General features: G+C 42.5%; 13 protein-coding genes. 8 read left to right on the forward strand and 5 right to left on the reverse strand.

Annotated features, from left to right (window positions below; genetic code table 11):
• Window positions 1-131: 131 nt before the first annotated feature.
• The 8 genes from aceA (at window position 132) to U2718_RS02365 (ending at window position 11,148) form a co-directional block, all read left to right on the forward strand.
• Window positions 132-1,604, forward strand: coding sequence for an isocitrate lyase (gene aceA, locus U2718_RS02330; RefSeq protein ID WP_341994687.1), 1,473 nt, complete (start codon window positions 132-134; stop codon window positions 1,602-1,604).
• 152 nt (window positions 1,605-1,756) lie between these two features.
• Window positions 1,757-2,947 (forward strand): acetyl-CoA acetyltransferase PhaA, encoded by a 1,191-nt coding sequence (gene phaA, locus U2718_RS02335; protein ID WP_341994688.1) that lies wholly within the window; start codon window positions 1,757-1,759, stop codon window positions 2,945-2,947.
• Entirely contained in the window at window positions 2,904-3,692 is a 789-nt protein-coding gene (phaB, locus tag U2718_RS02340) for an acetoacetyl-CoA reductase PhaB (RefSeq protein WP_341994690.1), read from the forward strand. The genes phaA and phaB overlap by 44 nt, the downstream gene beginning before the upstream one ends.
• 207 nt (window positions 3,693-3,899) lie before the next feature.
• Window positions 3,900-4,925, forward strand: coding sequence for a class III poly(R)-hydroxyalkanoic acid synthase subunit PhaE (phaE, locus tag U2718_RS02345; protein WP_341994691.1), 1,026 nt, complete (start codon window positions 3,900-3,902; stop codon window positions 4,923-4,925).
• Window positions 4,926-5,238: 313 nt separating this feature from the next.
• Window positions 5,239-6,336, forward strand: coding sequence for a class III poly(R)-hydroxyalkanoic acid synthase subunit PhaC (phaC, locus tag U2718_RS02350; RefSeq protein ID WP_341994693.1), 1,098 nt, complete (start codon window positions 5,239-5,241; stop codon window positions 6,334-6,336).
• A gap of 295 nt (window positions 6,337-6,631) precedes the next feature.
• Entirely contained in the window at window positions 6,632-7,651 is a 1,020-nt protein-coding gene (locus U2718_RS02355) for an SDR family oxidoreductase (protein ID WP_341994695.1), read from the forward strand.
• A 389-nt stretch (window positions 7,652-8,040) separates the two neighbouring features.
• Window positions 8,041-8,901: an alpha/beta hydrolase gene (locus U2718_RS02360; RefSeq protein ID WP_341994697.1), complete on the forward strand. Its 861-nt coding sequence runs from the start codon at window positions 8,041-8,043 to the stop codon at window positions 8,899-8,901.
• A 468-nt stretch (window positions 8,902-9,369) separates the two neighbouring features.
• The gene (locus U2718_RS02365; protein ID WP_341994699.1) at window positions 9,370-11,148 is read left to right on the forward strand and encodes a mechanosensitive ion channel family protein; all 1,779 of its coding nucleotides are present in this window, start codon (window positions 9,370-9,372) and stop codon (window positions 11,146-11,148) included.
• Window positions 11,149-11,220: 72 nt separating this feature from the next.
• Here the strand turns inward: U2718_RS02365 and U2718_RS02370 are convergent, their stop codons facing one another.
• The 5 genes from U2718_RS02370 to U2718_RS02390 form a co-directional block, all read right to left on the reverse strand.
• Window positions 11,221-12,282, reverse strand: a complete 1,062-nt coding sequence (locus U2718_RS02370; RefSeq protein ID WP_341994701.1) for a patatin-like phospholipase family protein — start codon at window positions 12,280-12,282, stop codon at window positions 11,221-11,223.
• Between the two features lie 2 nt (window positions 12,283-12,284).
• Entirely contained in the window at window positions 12,285-13,103 is an 819-nt protein-coding gene (locus tag U2718_RS02375; RefSeq protein ID WP_341994703.1) for a class I SAM-dependent methyltransferase, read from the reverse strand.
• Window positions 13,104-13,163: 60 nt separating this feature from the next.
• Window positions 13,164-13,520, reverse strand: a complete 357-nt coding sequence (locus U2718_RS02380) for a hypothetical protein (protein ID WP_341994706.1) — start codon at window positions 13,518-13,520, stop codon at window positions 13,164-13,166.
• Window positions 13,521-14,514: 994 nt separating this feature from the next.
• Window positions 14,515-15,963, reverse strand: a complete 1,449-nt coding sequence (locus U2718_RS02385) for a hypothetical protein (protein WP_341994708.1) — start codon at window positions 15,961-15,963, stop codon at window positions 14,515-14,517.
• Between the two features lie 323 nt (window positions 15,964-16,286).
• Window positions 16,287-17,360: an acyl-CoA thioester hydrolase/BAAT C-terminal domain-containing protein gene (locus U2718_RS02390; protein ID WP_341994710.1), complete on the reverse strand. Its 1,074-nt coding sequence runs from the start codon at window positions 17,358-17,360 to the stop codon at window positions 16,287-16,289.
• Window positions 17,361-17,928: the final 568 nt, after the last annotated feature.

Raw genomic sequence — 17,928 nt, forward strand, 5'->3', positions numbered from 1 at the left:
GATGATTTACAGGCAAAAATTACACAGTTGTCAGTACAGGTAACTTTCCATAAATACTTACAGCATAAACCACCAAAGATTTTGCCACTTAATTTTGTCGCTTTCTCAATGAATTACAGGAGACTATTAGCATGAGTGAATGTACTTTTGAAACCCTAATTCCAAGTGCTCCTAAAGGTCGCTTTCATGGAATTAGACGCGCATATACTCCTGAAGATGTGCTCAAATTGCGTGGTTCAATGCAAATCCGCTATACCATTGCGGAAATGGGCGCTAACAGACTTTGGGAACTGCTGCACAACGAAGACTATATCAATGCTCTTGGTGCAGTCACAGGAAATCAAGCAATGCAGATGGTGCGTGCTGGGTTGAAGGCAATTTACCTATCTGGTTGGCAAGTTGCCGCAGATGCTAACTTAGCAGGAACAATGTACCCCGATCAAAGTCTTTATCCATCTAATAGCGGCCCAGAATTATGCCGTCGCATTAACCGGACATTCCAGCGAGCCGATCAGATTCAGCATTTGGAAGGAAAAGACAATATATATTGGTTTGCTCCAATCGTTGCCGATGCCGAAGCCGGGTTTGGTGGCCCTTTAAATAGCTTTGAAATTATGAAAGCCTACATTGAGGCAGGTGCCGCTGCGGTGCATTACGAAGATCAATTGGCTTCAGAAAAGAAATGCGGCCATCTCGGTGGTAAAGTACTAATTCCAACATCAGCCCACGTTCGCAATTTGAATGCAGCACGGCTAGCCGCTGATGTGATGGGTGTACCAACTCTAATTGTTGCTCGTACTGATGCAGAAAGTGCAAAATTAATTACCAGTGATGTTGATGAGCGAGACTTACCGTTTATTACGGGAGAAAGGACTGCCGAAGGATTCTATCGCTTAAGAGCGGGTACAGGGCTGGCAAATTGCATTGCTCGTGGGTTAGCTTATGCACCCTATGCAGACTTGCTGTGGTGGGAAACTTCCAAACCGAATCTCACAGAAGCTCGCCTATTTGCAGAAGCCATTCATCGAGAGTTTCCGGGTAAACTATTGGCTTATAATTGCTCTCCTTCTTTTAACTGGAAGGCAAACCTGGATGATGCCACAATAGCCAATTTCCAGAAAGAATTGGGAGCGATGGGTTATAAATTCCAGTTCGTAACCTTAGCAGGATTCCACTGTTTGAATCATGGCATGTTTGAGCTAGCTCGTAGCTATTACCAAACAGGGATGAGGGCTTATGCCCAATTGCAGGAAATTGAATTTGCAAGTGAGTCCGATGGATATACGGCAGTTCGCCATCAACGCGAAGTTGGCACAGGGTATTTTGATGCTGTTTCAGTAGCAATTTCTGGCGGCAAATCATCGACAACAGCGCTAGCTACCTCGACAGAAACCCAGCAGTTTTGCTCTCCGAGTGAATATAAAGCTTCTCATCTAAGCATTGACTATCAAAATCAGCAAGGCACTTTTCATGCCGAATTTGACAATGCTGTTTACAGGGAAGGGACAAAAGCATTAGAGGAGTTTGCCAAAGAAGCTTATTACGCCCGCATGAAGGAGGCTTATAAAGAAATCGAAGAATTTACCCGCATGGATGATGAATAGGGGATAGGGGCTAGGAAATGGAGGCGGGGACACGGAGAGGATATTTCTCCCACTCTCCCTCTCTCCCACTCCTCTTCCTTCTGCCCCTGCCTTCTTTCACAAAGAATTATCACCTTTTTGCAATTAAAAATTAGAAGTGAGTAAAAATATTTATGCGTGACGTGTACATTGTTTCAGCAGTACGGACACCTCTCGGTCGATTTGGAGGCGTGCTGGCAGATTTTTCGCCGATTGATTTAGGTGCTCACGTGATGCGGGCTGCTTTAGAACGGGCAGGCATCACAGGAGAAGCATTAGACCTGTATATTATGGGCAATGTACTGAGGGCAGGACATGGACAGTTACTACCCCGACAAGCAGCTTTCAAAGCTGGTATTCCGGAAGTAGTAAATGGATACTCTGTTGAGATGGTTTGTTCGTCGGGAATGATGAGTGTAATTAATGCTACCCTAGCAATTCGTGCTGGGGAAGCAGACATCGTTCTAGCTGGGGGAATGGAGTCGATGTCCCAAACAGGCTTTTTCCTCTCTCACAGAGCGAGGTGGGGTTACAAATTTCTCTTAGGTGCGCCAGAGCAGTTAACGGATTTATTACTCCGGGATGGGTTGATGGATGCAACCAGAGGAGAAGGCATGGGAGAGCAAACGGAGCGGATCGCAGAATATTATGGATTTAGCCGCAAAGATTTAGATGAAATCGCTGTTGATTCCCACTGGCGGGCAGCCGCCGCGACGCAGCGAGGCAGCTTCAAAAATGAGATTGCCTCGATTGAAGTTACTACCAAAAAAGGTACGCAAAGAATCGATACTGATGAGGGAATTCGTCCGGACACATCACTAGAAACTCTGACAAAACTACGCCCGGCTTTTAACAAGAATGGTGTTCTGACTGCGGGGAATAGTAGTCAGATCAGTGATGGAGCAGCAGCTTTGATTTTAGCCAGCCAAGTAGCAGTGGATAAGTATGGATTGAAGCCCATTGCTAAAGTGCTTGGGGGAAGTTGGGAAGGCGGCGAGAGTTGGCGTTTTGTAGAAATGCCAGTTGGGGCAGCCAAGAAGTTGTTAGATAAAATCAACCGGAAAATCTCGGATTTTGACCTGTTCGAGAATAACGAAGCTTTCGCCCTGAACTCCTTGCTTTTTCACCGGATGCTAGGAGTGCCTATTGATAAATTGAATGTCAATGGCGGAGCGATCGCTCTCGGACATCCGATTGGTGCTTCTGGAGCCAGAATTATCGTCACGCTGATTCATGCCTTACAGGAGCGGCAGCAAAACCTCGGCATGGCGGCACTTTGTCATGGCACTGGTGGCGGTACAGCGATCGCCATCGAACAAATTTAAAGGATATAAAGGAGAATCGGTAATGGTATCTTTAGGACTGGAAGATAAAGTCATTGTTGTTACAGGCGGCGATCGGGGAATTGGCGCTGCAATGGTAACCTTACTCCAAGAATTAGGAGCAAAGGTTGCTTATACCGACATCAAAATCAGCGAAGGCAAAAGTGGAGCTTTGGCGATCGAGGCAGATGTAACTAACTTGGCATCTATGGAAGCAGCGGCTGCTAAAATAGAAGAGAAATTGGGGCCTGTTTACGGGATAGTTGCCAATGCTGGGATTACCCGCGATAACTTTTTTACTAAATTGACTCCAGAAGACTGGGATGCAGTAATTAACGTCAACTTAAAAGGTGTGAATCATACCATTCAACCTTTTATTTCTGGGATGTATGAGCGAGGACAAGGTTCAGTTGTCTGTATCAGTTCAATTTCTGGAGAACGGGGTAACGTAGGACAAGTAAACTATGCTGCCACCAAAGCAGCTGTAATTGGTTTAGTAAAATCTCTTGCGAGAGAAACTGCTCGTTATGGCGTACGGGTAAATGCGGTAGCACCTGGCTTCATTGATACAGAAATGACTAGGGCAATTCCAGATAAAGTCAAAGAAAAAATCACCGCAGAGATTCCTTTCCGTCGCTTTGGCAAGCCGGAAGAAATTGCTTGGGCGGTAGCATTTCTTCTATCACCTGTTGCCAGTAGCTATGTTACCGGTGAAGTGTTGCGAGTTAATGGTGCGCATCACACTTAGTATTCCTTACAACTAGCTTTCAAGATGCGTGTCAGTTGTTCGTTTCCTTCTGCCATCCTACACTAGTGCAAAGGCAGGGAATTATTTTGAGATTTTCCAGATTCCGTGAAAAGTTAGGAATTTAGCTAGTGTATTGTTGGGGGATTGTTTTCCCCAATTCCCCTTAACAAAAATAGTCTTATCAAATTTTCAATCAAGGAATGACAAATGCAGAAAGAAACAAATTCCTGGAGTGGAATGGCAGATCAAGTTATGAAAACTTGGACTGATGTAGGCACTCAAGCTTGGAAAAGCTGGTTTGACATGATGGCATTAGCAGCTCGCAATCCGATCGCAGATACCAAACCAGGAGTAGAGTCTATTAATCAGCGATTTGTAGAAAATCAAGAACTGCTGCTCCGCTTACTCCAACTTTCATTTCATACCTGGCAAGATCTGTTTCCAAAAGTTGAATCTGGAGAAGACTGGCAACATTCCCTGAAGAACTACACAGAGCAACTGCGCGCTCAAGTTGAAGATTATTCTCAGGGAACCCTTAAAGTCAATCAAAATGCAGCTGAGTTATGGCAGCTCTATCTTAAAGAAACACAAAAGTTTAGCCAACTTTGGGCGAATGCCTTGGGGGCAACTGTTGATCCGCTAAGTCAGGCAACAGTTACTGGCACAAGTCAACCCTGGATTGAGCTAAATAATCTCTACTGGAATTTACTATATGAGCAGAGCTTTGGCAGCTTGATGCAAATTCCCCTCTTGGGGCCTAGCCGTGAAATTAACGGCAAATTACTGCGATCATTTAATGGCTGGACGACACTCTATCGAGCAAGTGTTGACTATCAGATTTTGTTAGCTGAGATCCAGGCACAATCTTTTGAAGAGTTGATGCGAGAGTTAATCTCCCTTGCCGAAAAGGGCGAAAAAGTTAAGGACTGGCGGCAATTTCAGGAACTCTGGGGCAGGATTGCTGATGATGTTTTTGAGAAGGCATTTTGTTTTGAAGACAATCTCAAAGTTCGGGGTAGATTCTTGAATGCCCTCAATAATTACAGACTCGATCAGCAAGAGCTAATGGAGGTGTGGATGAAAATGATGAATCTGCCCCTACGCAGCGAAGTGGACGAGGTTCATAAAAGCATCTACGAACTGCGCAAAGAGGTTAAAAACCTGAAAAAAGCCTTAGCTAAATATGAAGCTCAAGCGCAAACAACTCCACCAAAAGATGAAGGGCAGTACTAATTCACATTTGAATGTAACTTAAAATGGCAAGCAAAAATCATATTTTAGAAATCGACCACGGATGGACACAGATAAACCATCCGTGTGCATCTTGTTTATCGGTGTTCGTTATCATCTAAAAATTGGATTTTGCAATCAATCTATGATTTAGTACAACTCAAGGTGAGTTCGGCTAATTCACATTAGACGTAATTCTCAAAAAAGGAAGTAAAAGGACGCACCAGATTAGGAAGACATAAAGATTGATGTAACGCCAGATTTGAGAGAAACGGCATAATTTGAATCAACATTTGCAAGGAGTAAACACAAAGCCATGCTGCCATTTTTGATGCAAATGCGTCTTGATGATGCAACTGAAGAGTATACCGAACTCACCAAAAAGGTTATCAAAGGTATTGAAAATTTAAGTCGTCTGCGAGAAGAAGATATTGAAATTGGAGTTACCCCCAAGGAAATAGTCTATCGCGAGGACAAGTTAATTCTGTACCACTTTCAGCCAACGGTAGAGGAGCGATTGAACATTCCTGTTCTGATCGTCTATGCCTTGGTAAACCGTCCTTTTATGGTTGATTTACAAGAAGACCGATCGCTTGTTGCTAACTTGCTCAAGTTGGGTTTGGATATCTATTTAATTGATTGGGGTTATCCCACCAGAGCCGATCGCTGGCTAACCCTAGATGACTACATTAATGGCTATATCAATAACTGTGTAGACTTCATCAAGACAAAGCATAGTTTAGATCAGATTAATCTCTTGGGAATTTGTCAGGGCGGGACATTCAGCCTCTGCTACAGTGCGATCTACCCAGAAAAGGTCAAAAATCTGATCGTGATGGTTGCCCCGGTAGATTTTCAAATCTCTGATGCGCTCTTGTATATGCGTGGTGGCTGTACTCTAGGAGCGGAGGCTTTAGATATCGACCGAATGGTAGATTCTTTAGGCAATATCCCCGGCGATTTTCTCAATTTCGAGTTTTTGATGTTGAAACCCCGGCAGTTGGGAATTCAAAAATATCTAGACTTTCCAGAAATCATGCACAGCGAAGATAAGCTGCTGAACTTTCTCCGTATGGAAAAGTGGATCTTTGACAGCCCAGATCAGGCAGGGGAAGCCTACAGACAGTTTCTTAAAGATTTCTATCAGGCAAATAAGCTCATTAAGGGTGAGCTGATGATTGGAGACAAGCAAGTCAGTTTAGGTAATATTTCCATGCCTGTACTGAATTTATATGCTGAAAAGGATCACTTAGTACCACCTACATCTTCTATTGCCTTAGAGAGGTATGTTGGTACAGAAGATTACACAGTTAGGTCTTTCCCTGTTGGACATATTGGAATGTATGTCAGCGGCAAAGTACAACGAGATTTGCCACCAGCGATCGCAGATTGGTTGAAGGCACGCGCTGATTAAGAAGGCAGAAGGAAGAGGAGTGGGAGAGGGGGAGAGAGGGAGAGTGGGAGAAATATCCTCTCCGTGTCCCCGTGTCCATTTCCTAGCCCCTGTCCCCTATTCCCTATTCCCTAGTTCCCTACCCCCTATTTAGGGGTATTTTTTTGTAGGCATTCATCAACCTATCCCTCTAGTAGGAGGTTTGGGGAAAAAGTAGCAGTTACTTTGCTAAGAAGGCAGCGAAACCTCTAATTAACGGCTCTCTCGAAGGTGGCGCTCGATTACATGAAAACTTTAATTCGGATTGAGAGTGAATATGAAGCACGAACTCAAGCCCATCGATCAGCAAGTGGTTGCTGTCGTGGGTGCTTCTAGCGGCATCGGGCGCGAGGCAGCACTCCGGTTTGCAAGGCAAGGGGCAAAGGTGGTTGTCTCTGCTCGCAGTGAACCGGGGCTGGCATCCTTAGTTGATGAAATTAAAAGCTTTGGCGGTGTAGCAACTGCTACAGTTGCTGATGTAACGGTATTCGAGCAAGTTAAAGCGATCGCAGACAAAGCAGTGGAGGAGTATGGGCGACTCGATACGTGGGTACATACCCCTGCTGTCGGCCTTTTTGCCACTGTCGATCATATCAATCCAGAAGAATTCCAGCGTGTGATCGATATTAATCTACTTGGGCAAGTATACGGTGCAATGGCAGCTTTACCTCATCTCAAGCGTGAGGGGCGGGGGGCGCTGATCCACATTTCCTCAATGTTGGGCAGGCGATCGCTCCCACTTCAAAGTCCCTACTGTACCGCCAAGCACGCTCTTGAGGGCTTTCTTGAATCCCTGCGTGTAGAACTGCAACATGAAAAAATACCCATCAGTGTCACAAATGTGATGCCTGCGTCGATTAACACACCCTTCTACAACAATGCTCTTACAAAGTTAGGCGTAAAGCCGTCAGCGCCACCGCCCTACTACCAACCGCGTTTAGTAGCTGATGCCATTCTCTATGTTGCCTCTCATCCCACTCGTGACTTCATTGTTGGGGATGCAGCTAGGGGAATAGATTTGTTACAGCGAATTTCGCCATCACTCGTAGATTACTTGTTGCTGCTCATTAGCTTCCAGCTCCAACGTACCAATGAGCCAAAGTCCGAAGATGCCCCACACAATCTTTATCAACCGATCCCCGCCCACGACAGAGTTGAGGGAGACTTTAGCAAGCTAGTAATACCAAGCTTTTTTGATTGGTTGGATATGCATCCGCTCATCAAATGGAGTGCGATCGCAAGCTCAGTTGGGTTAACTTTACTGGCTTTACAAAACTTGTCTTTTGGAGTTACATAGAAAGTGCAATCACGCGATCGGTTGAGTTAATGTTACTGGCAACCCAAGGATTCCCAAACGAATAGTGAATTTTAAGCGACTTTTTATACTTTAAGCTGTGAAGTTAACGCAAGAGAGTCTCTGGCTCTAGTTCTCGTTACCAGGTTCAAGCTGGTAACGAGGGCTTGTAGGCTGCCGCCTCCAGTTTTGTAGGGTGCGTTGTCGCCTAGCGTAACGCACCCTACTGGACTGACACGATTAAAATGATGCAATAGAAAGGCTTGTAGTAGCGCTTGAGCGCAAAATATGAGTACGAATCTAATGCACAAAATTAGCTGTGTCAGTCCACTACAAAGGCTACTTCATAACACAGCGTTAATTGCACTTTATCAATACAAGTGGAGCAAAGTGTGAAAACAACTGTTGAACAGAGGCGAGTAAATGTAGGGGATCTAACTATCCGCTACCTGACAGCAGGCAATGGTAATGGTGGCGATCCACCTTTAATACTGTTGCATGGAGATGGCGAAAGCGCTCTTGATTGGTCTTGGGTACTTCCCATGCTAGCGGCTACCCATCGTGTTTATGCACCAGACTTTCCAGGTGCTGGTGATAGTTCTAAACCTAATATTGTCTATTCGCCTGAGTTCTATACGCAATTTGTAGCTGATTTTCTTGATACACTTGGACTGAGGCGAGTGGTAGTAGTCGGCAATTCTCTAGGAGGACAAGTTGCGCTACGCTTTGCACTGTCATATCCTGAAGCAGTGACGGCGCTAGTTTTGGTAAGTAGTTCTGGATTGGGTGAGTTGGTTAACCCGTTTCTGTCCCAGTTAACCCTACTTTGGTATGGAGAGGCTGCCATTGCTTGGAGCAAAACGCCTCTAGGCGCAAAGCAAAGGGCTTGGTCACGAGCAGTGCTACTTTTCGCAGACCTCAACAGGATTCCTGCTGAATGGGTGGTAGAGCAGGAAAGGATGGCACAGATGCCCGGCTTTCTTGAGGCTAACCTATCCTCGCTGCGTACCCAGCTAAATGTATTTGGACAGTATAAGATTTTGCTCGACTCTCTACCACAGTTGCAGATACCGACTCTTGTCATGTGGGGCGATCGCGATCAGATTCTACCAAAAGAACAGGCTGACAATGGCGTCAAACGGCTACAAAAAGGACAACTGATTTTAATACCCGACTGCGGTCATTTACCCCAAATCGAACATCCTGAACTTTTCACCTCCGCGTTGCTAGAGTTTCTTGACAAAATTACTTAGTTGAATGTTTTGTTGAAGTTAGGATGCTAGGTCGAACATATCAAATGATAAGAACTAAATTTTTGTTTCAGACCAAAGTCAAGCAGGAAACCTTATTTAATACTTATCAAATTCTTATTTCTTTGTTGTATCATTAACCAGGCTGATGAGGAAAAATCAATAAAGTCAATTGTTTCTGTGCATCTCACCTTCAGCGGGATGTATCAGCATGGAATGCATATATCTGTTCTTTATGAAATCTGGGCAGCACAGTGGTGGGCTTTCCTTTAGTCTATGTTTGCGATCGCCTCCAAAGTGATTCTGCTGTTTTCAATATTCACTGGTATTTTAGCTCTACGTAACTGCCAAATGAGTTAGACATTCAGGATCTGTGTCCTGTTCAATACAGGTGAACCGAAATTTTCCAACCTGCTTCACCAAAATCTAAAATTCAAAAGATATGAGTATCCAGTTCCATAATTAATTGCCATGGCGATCGCACATATATTCAAGCGTCAAGGCTGGAAAAGAAGCAATCTGCTACGTCAATTCGTTGTGTATGGCATCATGATACTCATTGTGCTGATGAGTCCCGCCATCGACAGATCAATCGTCTTGGGACAATTGCCATCCTTAACAACTCCCAGTAATACGCAGCCACCCCCTATTAGCGTGGAACGACGAGGTACTCTAGAATCTACTTGGGTACACCTTGATGGCAAAGAACTGTTCCGAATTGCGTCTCCAGCTGTACTCAACCGCAGCGAACCCAATAACCAGATACCAGTTGAAGTTCGCGCCAAACAAATAGAAGCCAATCTTGCGTTGGTTGTTGACAGTGGTGGTTTATCAGACGAGGATACACTAGACCCCAAAACATTGCAGGTTTTAATTGAAACTGTGAATGAGCAGCCTGTTTTATTTGTTAAAGATGAAACTCTGGCTGAAGCAAAGGTTTTGCTAACAGTGACGGATACAGATGCCCAATATGCTTTGGTCAGTAAAGACCGATTAGCAGCAAAATGGAAAAAGATTTTGGAGCAGGAACTTCGACAGGCACTCGAACTGCGCCAACCCGAAGCCTTGCGAAGACAAATTTCTACTGTAGTTAAAGCCTTGGTTGTGACTGCGATATTGACTTTGATGTTAGGTATAGCTTGGGTATTTTTTGGACGCAGTAAACAACAGCTTGAGCGACGGCAGGCAGCAGAATCTGCATTAATTCACACCCAAGAACTTACAACTGTGGAGCCATTGGATGTAGAATCTGGGCTACAGCTGTTCGAGAGACTGCACTATCATTTTGGGCTACAAGAACGATTTCAGATTGTCCGCTTTGTACGATGGTTGCTGTTTTGGGCAATTGCCTTTGTTTGGATGATTGGAATTGCCTACAGTCTCAATGCCTTTCCCCAAACGCGTCATTTTGCCCAGAAGGTGGTTGTCATCCCAATTGTAATTTTGATTGCCTGGTTTCTGATGGGGCTAATCAATCGGTTAACCGATTTTGGCATTGATCGCTTTATCTGGCGTTGGGAGCAAGAGCAGTTATTAACTGGAGCCAATCTGCAACGGATTGCCACGATCGCCAACGCGCTTAAAGGGCTAAAAAAGGTTCTGATTTACACACTTGGCATTTTCTGGGTTCTTCAGTGGCTTGATTTAGTACCAGTATCTATCTTGGCATTAGGAGCATTATTTGCTTTGACGGTTTCGTTTGTGGCACAAAGCCTCCTTAAAGATTTAGTGAATGGGTTTTTGATTTTACTAGAAGATCAGTTTCGGATTGGTGATTACATTAGAGTTGCTGAGGTGTCTGGCAAGGTAGAAAACCTGAACTTGCGGGTTACCCAAATCCGTAGCGATGCAGGCAATTTAATTACCATGCCTAATAGCTTGATTGCTCAGGTGGAAAATATGTCACGGATTTGGGCAAGAGCAGATTTTCGGATTGAAGTTGCTTACAATACCAATGTTGACCGTGCCTTGGCAGTGGTTCGAGAAACTGTTGATCAATTAGCACAAGATCCACAATGGCAATCTACGATCCTGGATACTCACGAACTGTTTGGAGTGGATCAAATTTCTCACACCGGAATCACGATTCGGATCTGGATTAAAACAGCTCCACTCAAACAATGGAGAGTTGCACAGGAATTGCGTCGTCGGCTCAAAAATGCCTTTGATCGCCACAACATTCAAATTGGCATTCCCCTGCAAGTTATTCTAGAAAACGGTTATGGCAAGCCCGACAGCATTGAGAATTGACAAGCAATTGAGTAATCTTTCATCCGAACTTGATGAATTCACATCTTGCATCCACCAGTTTTATTACCTTCGTTACGTTGGTTGAGAAACAAGAATAGGTTTTTCTTCCAAAAGTTCTAAAAATTCATCCGTTTGGACTTTTCCATGCTCTATCAGTTTTGTAATGAACTCATAAGAGCGGTCTAGCTTGGATGCATAGTCAATGGTGTTAGCAAATTTGTTATCCATGCTAATCCAGCGGATATAAATTGTTTTCAGATCTGCATATTCAGGATTTATGTATCCTTTTTCAATCAATGTGTTAATGGTGTTTACAAATTTAACTTCTTGAAACAGCGAGAGGTTACCTGTCAATTCATTACGACGGTTAATTATGGCTTGAGCAGTTGATGGTTCTTCATCACAGGTTTTTGGATTAATCTGGATTATCCAGATTTCATCAGGTCGCTTTTCAATTCTGGTTTGTTTAACAAAGGCACTAATGGGCGGATTCTGCGAAAATAAGCCGTCCCAATAAACTCCATCGCCAATTTTGATGGCTTGGAAAATAGTAGGAATACCCGCAGAAGCCATGATAGCTTCTACTGTAATTTCTCCTTTGTAGGAGTCGAAGGCTTTGAATTCTCCAGAGAGAACCTCAACAGCCCCTAGCAATAACCGAGGACTTAAAGGGAAAACCAGTTGCTCAAACTCTTTAAAGTTAATGTGGTTTTCCAAGATCATTCTTAAGTCTAAATATTCTTTGCGAGGAGAAAGCGCTTCCAAGCAGCTAACAAACCATTGTGTTGAATAAGGATCAGTGGCGATCGCAGGCATAACGCCCTTGTTTTGTAAGCGAGCTGTCCAAACAGTCAGAAAGTTAAGATACTGTTCCCAGGGAAGTATGGCAGAATTATCTTCCCAAAAGTTGACTAGCCAATGGTAAGGTTCTTCAGTCGCTCCTTGGGCTTTTTTTAACAAGCCATACCAAACAGCGGTGGCACAAATTGCACCACCAGAGGTGCCGCTTAATCCGACAATGTTGTAACGCTCATGTATACCTCTCTCCAAGAGCCTTTTAAGAACTCCAGCGGTGAAAGCAGTATGGCTACCGCCTCCTTGGCAAGCGATCGCAATCTTTTTCCGTTCGTCCATAGTTATTTATTCACCGGATTTAATTTTGTCTCTAAAATCAGGCAGAAATTACGCAGAAGCGATCGCCAAAATATTAGCCACCAGCTACTCCAAGGTACCAAACCCCAGCGTTCTGGATAACAGTTTAATAAGGGGAAAACCTTCTCTACAGATAATCCTAGTGCTGCGACATCTCGTTCGTCTTCAACAAACCACTTCATTGGTGCTCCAACATTAGCGGCTTTATACGCGTTAAGTTGTCTAAAAACTATTCCTCCAACATCCAAAGCCAACTTAGCATCCGCAAACTTTTCTCGCAGGCGCTCAACTAACTGCTTAACCTCTGACTTTTCAAAATAATAAAACAATCCCTCAGCAACAAACAAGATCTTCTCAGGCTCAATCGCTGGAATTTCATTTATCCAAGCCTGATCTAGCACTGAAGCTGCTAAAAATCGATGCTCACTTGTTTGGCTATCAACACTCAAGCGAATGTCAATAACTTCTGGTAAGTCTAGTTCAATCCACTGGGTTTTTCCCGCTCCCACACGATAATAACGAGAAGATAAACCTGCTCCCAATTCTATGACTAATGAATTTGGATGGGTGGCAATGTGCTGTGCGGCAATATTATCTAATAGCTTTGTCCGCACACTAATGCAGATTTGGTATCTCCAGTCATACCAAGTTTCTAATTCAGCATCCCACAGTAGAGATTGGAACCATTCCAGCGCTTGAGGATCTCGAAATAAGGCATCCGCACGGGCGTGTTCTTCGGCTCTTGCTCGCAGTGGAATTAGCAACGTGCGCGGCACTCCAGTAAGTAGATTGCTGCTTGCCATTTGTTCATTTCTGATTGCAGACTTCAGATAGCGATCGCTCCTGAAGCCTGTTGTTAAAACTTACCAACTAGCTGTTGTTGTGCTTGGTGTCTCCTGTGCAGTTTTCTGTGTCATTTGGAAATAGCTATCCCAAAATTGCTTCTGGGTTTCTATTGCCAACTGCATTGCTACCTGTTGAGTATGGAGGGCAACATTCACACACTCTCGTTGAAAATTGAGAGTTTTCTGGAAACTATCAGATAAATTTACCTGAATCATTCCAGTCGGAAGGTTGTCAATCCAGGTTTCAAGCAGCTTTTTCTGTGATTCGCTCAACTGTTTTTGTGACTCATCCCAGACTTCAGCGAGCTTTTTTTGCGACTCACTAAATTGTCTCCGGGAATCTGTAAAAAAATTAGTATTAGTAGTAGTTGTCATGAGAACTTTTACCGCTAGATTCCCCACCATATATGTTAGGTGAAGAGGAAGTGGGGCGGAGATTATAACCACTTCCTAGTGAATCGAGGTTTATTGTCGTCCTTATTGTAATCTGGGGATCGATATATATTCACACTTCTGTCATCAAAATATTACCTAACTCTTCAACATTTTTCTAAAAATTTTTCTATAAAATGTTAAGTAGATAATATTATCAAATCATTATTATTTGCTAGAGTAGGCATGAAATATGTTATTATTCATACCATTACTTTTTAAATAAAACTGACTAAATAAAGTAAATACTATACATATCAGATTGATAAAGTAGAATATAAATATCATCACAGTGTAAATTTAATACATCCACAATAAATTTTCTGAGTTTGTGTTGAATTCAACTTTTATTTATTTTAAACAAAACTTAAATACATATTTACCGTAAATTAATAGTTTAGTATATTTTTTACGCATGTTTTTCAGTTTGAATAATTGAATATTTTCATGAGAAAAACTAATGATTTATATACATAAAAACAAATATCTTGATTAATAAATTTTTATCTAGTAGGTGACGACAATCCATATAGTCTGCAAAACTTCCATAAAAAATATCCTTAGAAAAAAATCCTATGGTTTTTTACAGCAAATTTCATTTATTTGAACCACAATTTTTTGTCGGGGAGCCAGTGCGGTGGTGAGCCAGCGCGTTGCGGAGAGAAGCGCCGTGCGGGGGTTCCCCCCGTTGAGGCGACTGGCGTCAAGTGGCGTCAACTGGCGTGCGAGTTTAGCAGATATCTTTTCAATTTGAGCTAGAGATTGAAACAAAACATGCCCTTACAATATTGTGTGGTTTATTCCTCTGAAAATAGCTGTAAGGATTATTTACAAACCCAGACATCCGAATTTTATTTTCAGAAAAGTCGAGAATATTAATCAGGCAGATTTGACGTTTAATTTGGTTATTCTACTTAAGAAACTTTTAAGTTGTTATCTATTGTACTGACTTCTGGATCAGTTTAAAATAGTTATCCCAAAATTGCTTTTGAGTTTCTATCCCTAATTTGCTTGTTGTCTCTTGAGCTTTTAACGCTGCGTTTATTAGTTCTCTTTGAAAATTTAGATTTTTCTGAAAAGTCTCAAAAAAGTTTTCTTGAATTTTTCCACCACTGGAAAGACTATTTATCCAGGTGTAAACAAGTTTTTTCTGTGATTCACTCAACTGCTTTTGGATTTCATTCCAGGTATTAGTCAGCTTTTTCTGAGATTCTTGGTAAATTTCAGCTTTGAGTGGTTTATAGATAAATTCATACCAGTATTTACCTGCCTGCAAATCAAAATCCTTATCCGGGCAACGCATAAACAAATGTAGGCAATTAGCAGATTTACCTGGTAACAACTGCCAGGAGAATCGCTTGTCATTTACATCTTGAGAATATCCAACTGAGTCTACATGAATATCTGTTGCAAACCCGTAACCAGCATAAGGTTCAAAAGAAGAACCTACAGCAAACCAATCAGGTACGTTAGGATTCTGATATATCGATGGCTGCTGGCTCATATCCATATAGGCATAGTAGCGAGCCGCAAAGTTGAGGTTGATTGCTTCTGTGGCAGTATTATTATTTTTGGGCTTTGCTTTAACAAATAGTTCTTCTATGACGTAATCTGCACCAGCATAGAGACTAAACACGCGATACAGTTGACATGATAAATGATATTCCTTGCCCGTATGCGGATCTAGATCGCTATAATCAAATGGTTCTGAGGCAATTGTCATGCTTGCCCGCACCGAGCCGCAGGAATGGGATACAAGCCGATAGGAGCGATCATACACACTCACTTGATAGTGAGGCGATGTTGAATCCCAAAGCCCTGTCAACTGAAGTTCATCTATCTGCATACAGCGCTTTTCTGGATCTTGGTTTATCCACTCACCCATTGCTGCCTGGAACTGATCGAGAATCTCTTGATGCTCAAGCTGTACACTGGTTGCTGAACCAGCAAACCAATTGCGCCCATCATTTTCTGGTGCCGGAACTAAATTAAACCAGACAATCAGACGCCTATTCATTAATCTCACTCCACGCTCCTGCCCATCGGAACCATAAACTATCTCTAGGGAAGGTTCGCCAAATTCTTGAGATACAGGCTTGCCACGAGCTACTTCAACAAAAGCTGAGGTAATTGAATAATCATCTGATCCAGGTGGAACCGCTTCAGATAGAGAAAAGACTAGGATATCACGAGATGAATCTTCTGGATCAACTCGGTCAATCTGTGCCAACAAGGGTTTAGCTGAGGAACCCTTCACATGGTTTAACACCAATTCTTCTGGTGAAATCTGGAATTGCTGATAAATCGGCTGCCAAGACATTGTGACATAGCCACTTCGCCAGTAGTTTGAAGGATTGAGAACAGCTAGTAGGTTAGAGGATGGCATGACACATCTCCAGAAATCCTCAAAGGTTTGCAATGACTAGGCTAAGGAAGATTTATGAGATTGCTAATTTTAATTAGGACAATAGCACCTTTGCCTACAGACAACAAATAGTGCTCCTACTGTATTAATTCCCTAGAGCTATTTTCTCTGTCTAAAGGATGAATGACATTAAGCGATCGCTCTCCTAATATCAGCAGACTAGTAAAAATTTTTCAACATGACTGAAATTGCTGTCTTTCCTTACTTTTCCCTATTCCCTGTTAAGAGTTCCCTTACCTAAACAGATGATTGACTTTACACTACCACTTCATAACTTCTGTGATTTAGCCACTACTTAACTGATCAACCATTTTCATGATTGCAGAAGCTTGAACACTATTCTTGAAAGCATATTCGCTGTTAGTGTAACCCCACCAGTCCCAGCAACCTTTCGGATTCTTGAGTCTAATGCGATGAGCCTGTGGATAAAGCACAACTATGTTGTTGCTATCAGCCCACTGGTTATAACCAGTGTGAGCATAATATTCATCACCAATATCTTCATAAGACTGCTCACAGCCATGCAGGGCAATGTGCAATCTGCAAGCTTCACCATCAGCGCAAGCTTGAGGAATGTAAATATAACCTTTTTGGGCCATGCCGTGGGCGCGTGGATTTTGTATAAACTTATCTTGCTTAAACTCGATCAACTGCCCGCTAAAATTCTTTGTCGGTGGGTTTAACTTACCAAGTAAGTGTTTAAGGATTTCTCCAGCTTGATCGTAGTCACAATCGTTGATAAACGGCGACTGGCTGAGGCTGCACTGTTTTCCCCAATCGGGAGTAATAAAGCCATGTCCAGCCGGAATATTCTTGATGTATTTAATATGATTATTCCCAACACCTAGTGCTCTATAAAATTTCTGAGTAGCATCCATCACTGAGGTGTAGACAATGGAATCCTTCGCACCGCTAAAAAGATAGACGCTGTCATCCCTCAAGTTAGATATGGGATCAGTTTTACCTTCATTGGAGAACTCCCGTGCCATAGTAGCCAGTTCTTTTCCGTTTGGCGGCTTGAGTGGGTTGGCAGCTATTGGGATCGGTTTCATACAGGTGGTTAGAGCCTTTGTTAAGCTGTCTTGAGCACAGTAGAATGGCCCACCAGCAACTACACCAGCCCCTTGGATGCGGTTTGAGAAAGCCGTATGCATCTGTACTGCCATATATGCACCTGATGACAAACCAGAAACGGTGATATTGTTTCTATTTATGTTGAGCGATCGCAACTCTTGTGCATTGACAGGTTGCACAAACACCAATATCCAACCGAGTACAGCTGTTAAGAGAAAGAACACAAGCACACTAAATACAGCTTTCAGACGTTGTAGAAAAGTAGTTACTACTTCATTAACCATTGTTTATACTTTCTAGTTAGCAACAAACAAAGATGAACCTACCAAGCTTTATTTCTGGATTATTTGCTTTATTTCCTTAAATTCTGGAATTATTCAGCCAGTTACACTCATCAAGAAGTGAATTTGATTTTTGCTCGGTGTCTCGCTGTCTAGTTGTACAATTTAATCAAAAGCAAACCTTTTTTTTACTTAGTTTTAATTTTTGCACCTGAGAGTAATTGGGATCAGCTTTGTTATTCAAATTCAGTTAGGTTTGGATTATAGACTCTGAGATAACCACATCTCATACTGTATATTATATTTAGTTTGCGATTACCAAAATTCTAAGTTATTTTCAAATATATTTCAGTTTACTCTTAATTATTTAAAGCTCGGAAACAAGAGGTCACTACTCACTTAAATTCTCTGTTTTTAAAGCTATTTCGTAAAATATTCAAAGATTTAATCTTCCTAACCGAGGCTGAGTGATTTAGATTGAGTATATATTCCTCCTTAGGATAGAGGATAAAATTAATATAGTGGCCCAATATAATTCTTGAGATAGATAACTTAGAAACTAAGCTGGAAT

Source organism: Chlorogloeopsis sp. ULAP02 (assembly GCF_038404745.2).
Taxonomy (GTDB): domain Bacteria; phylum Cyanobacteriota; class Cyanobacteriia; order Cyanobacteriales; family Nostocaceae; genus Chlorogloeopsis.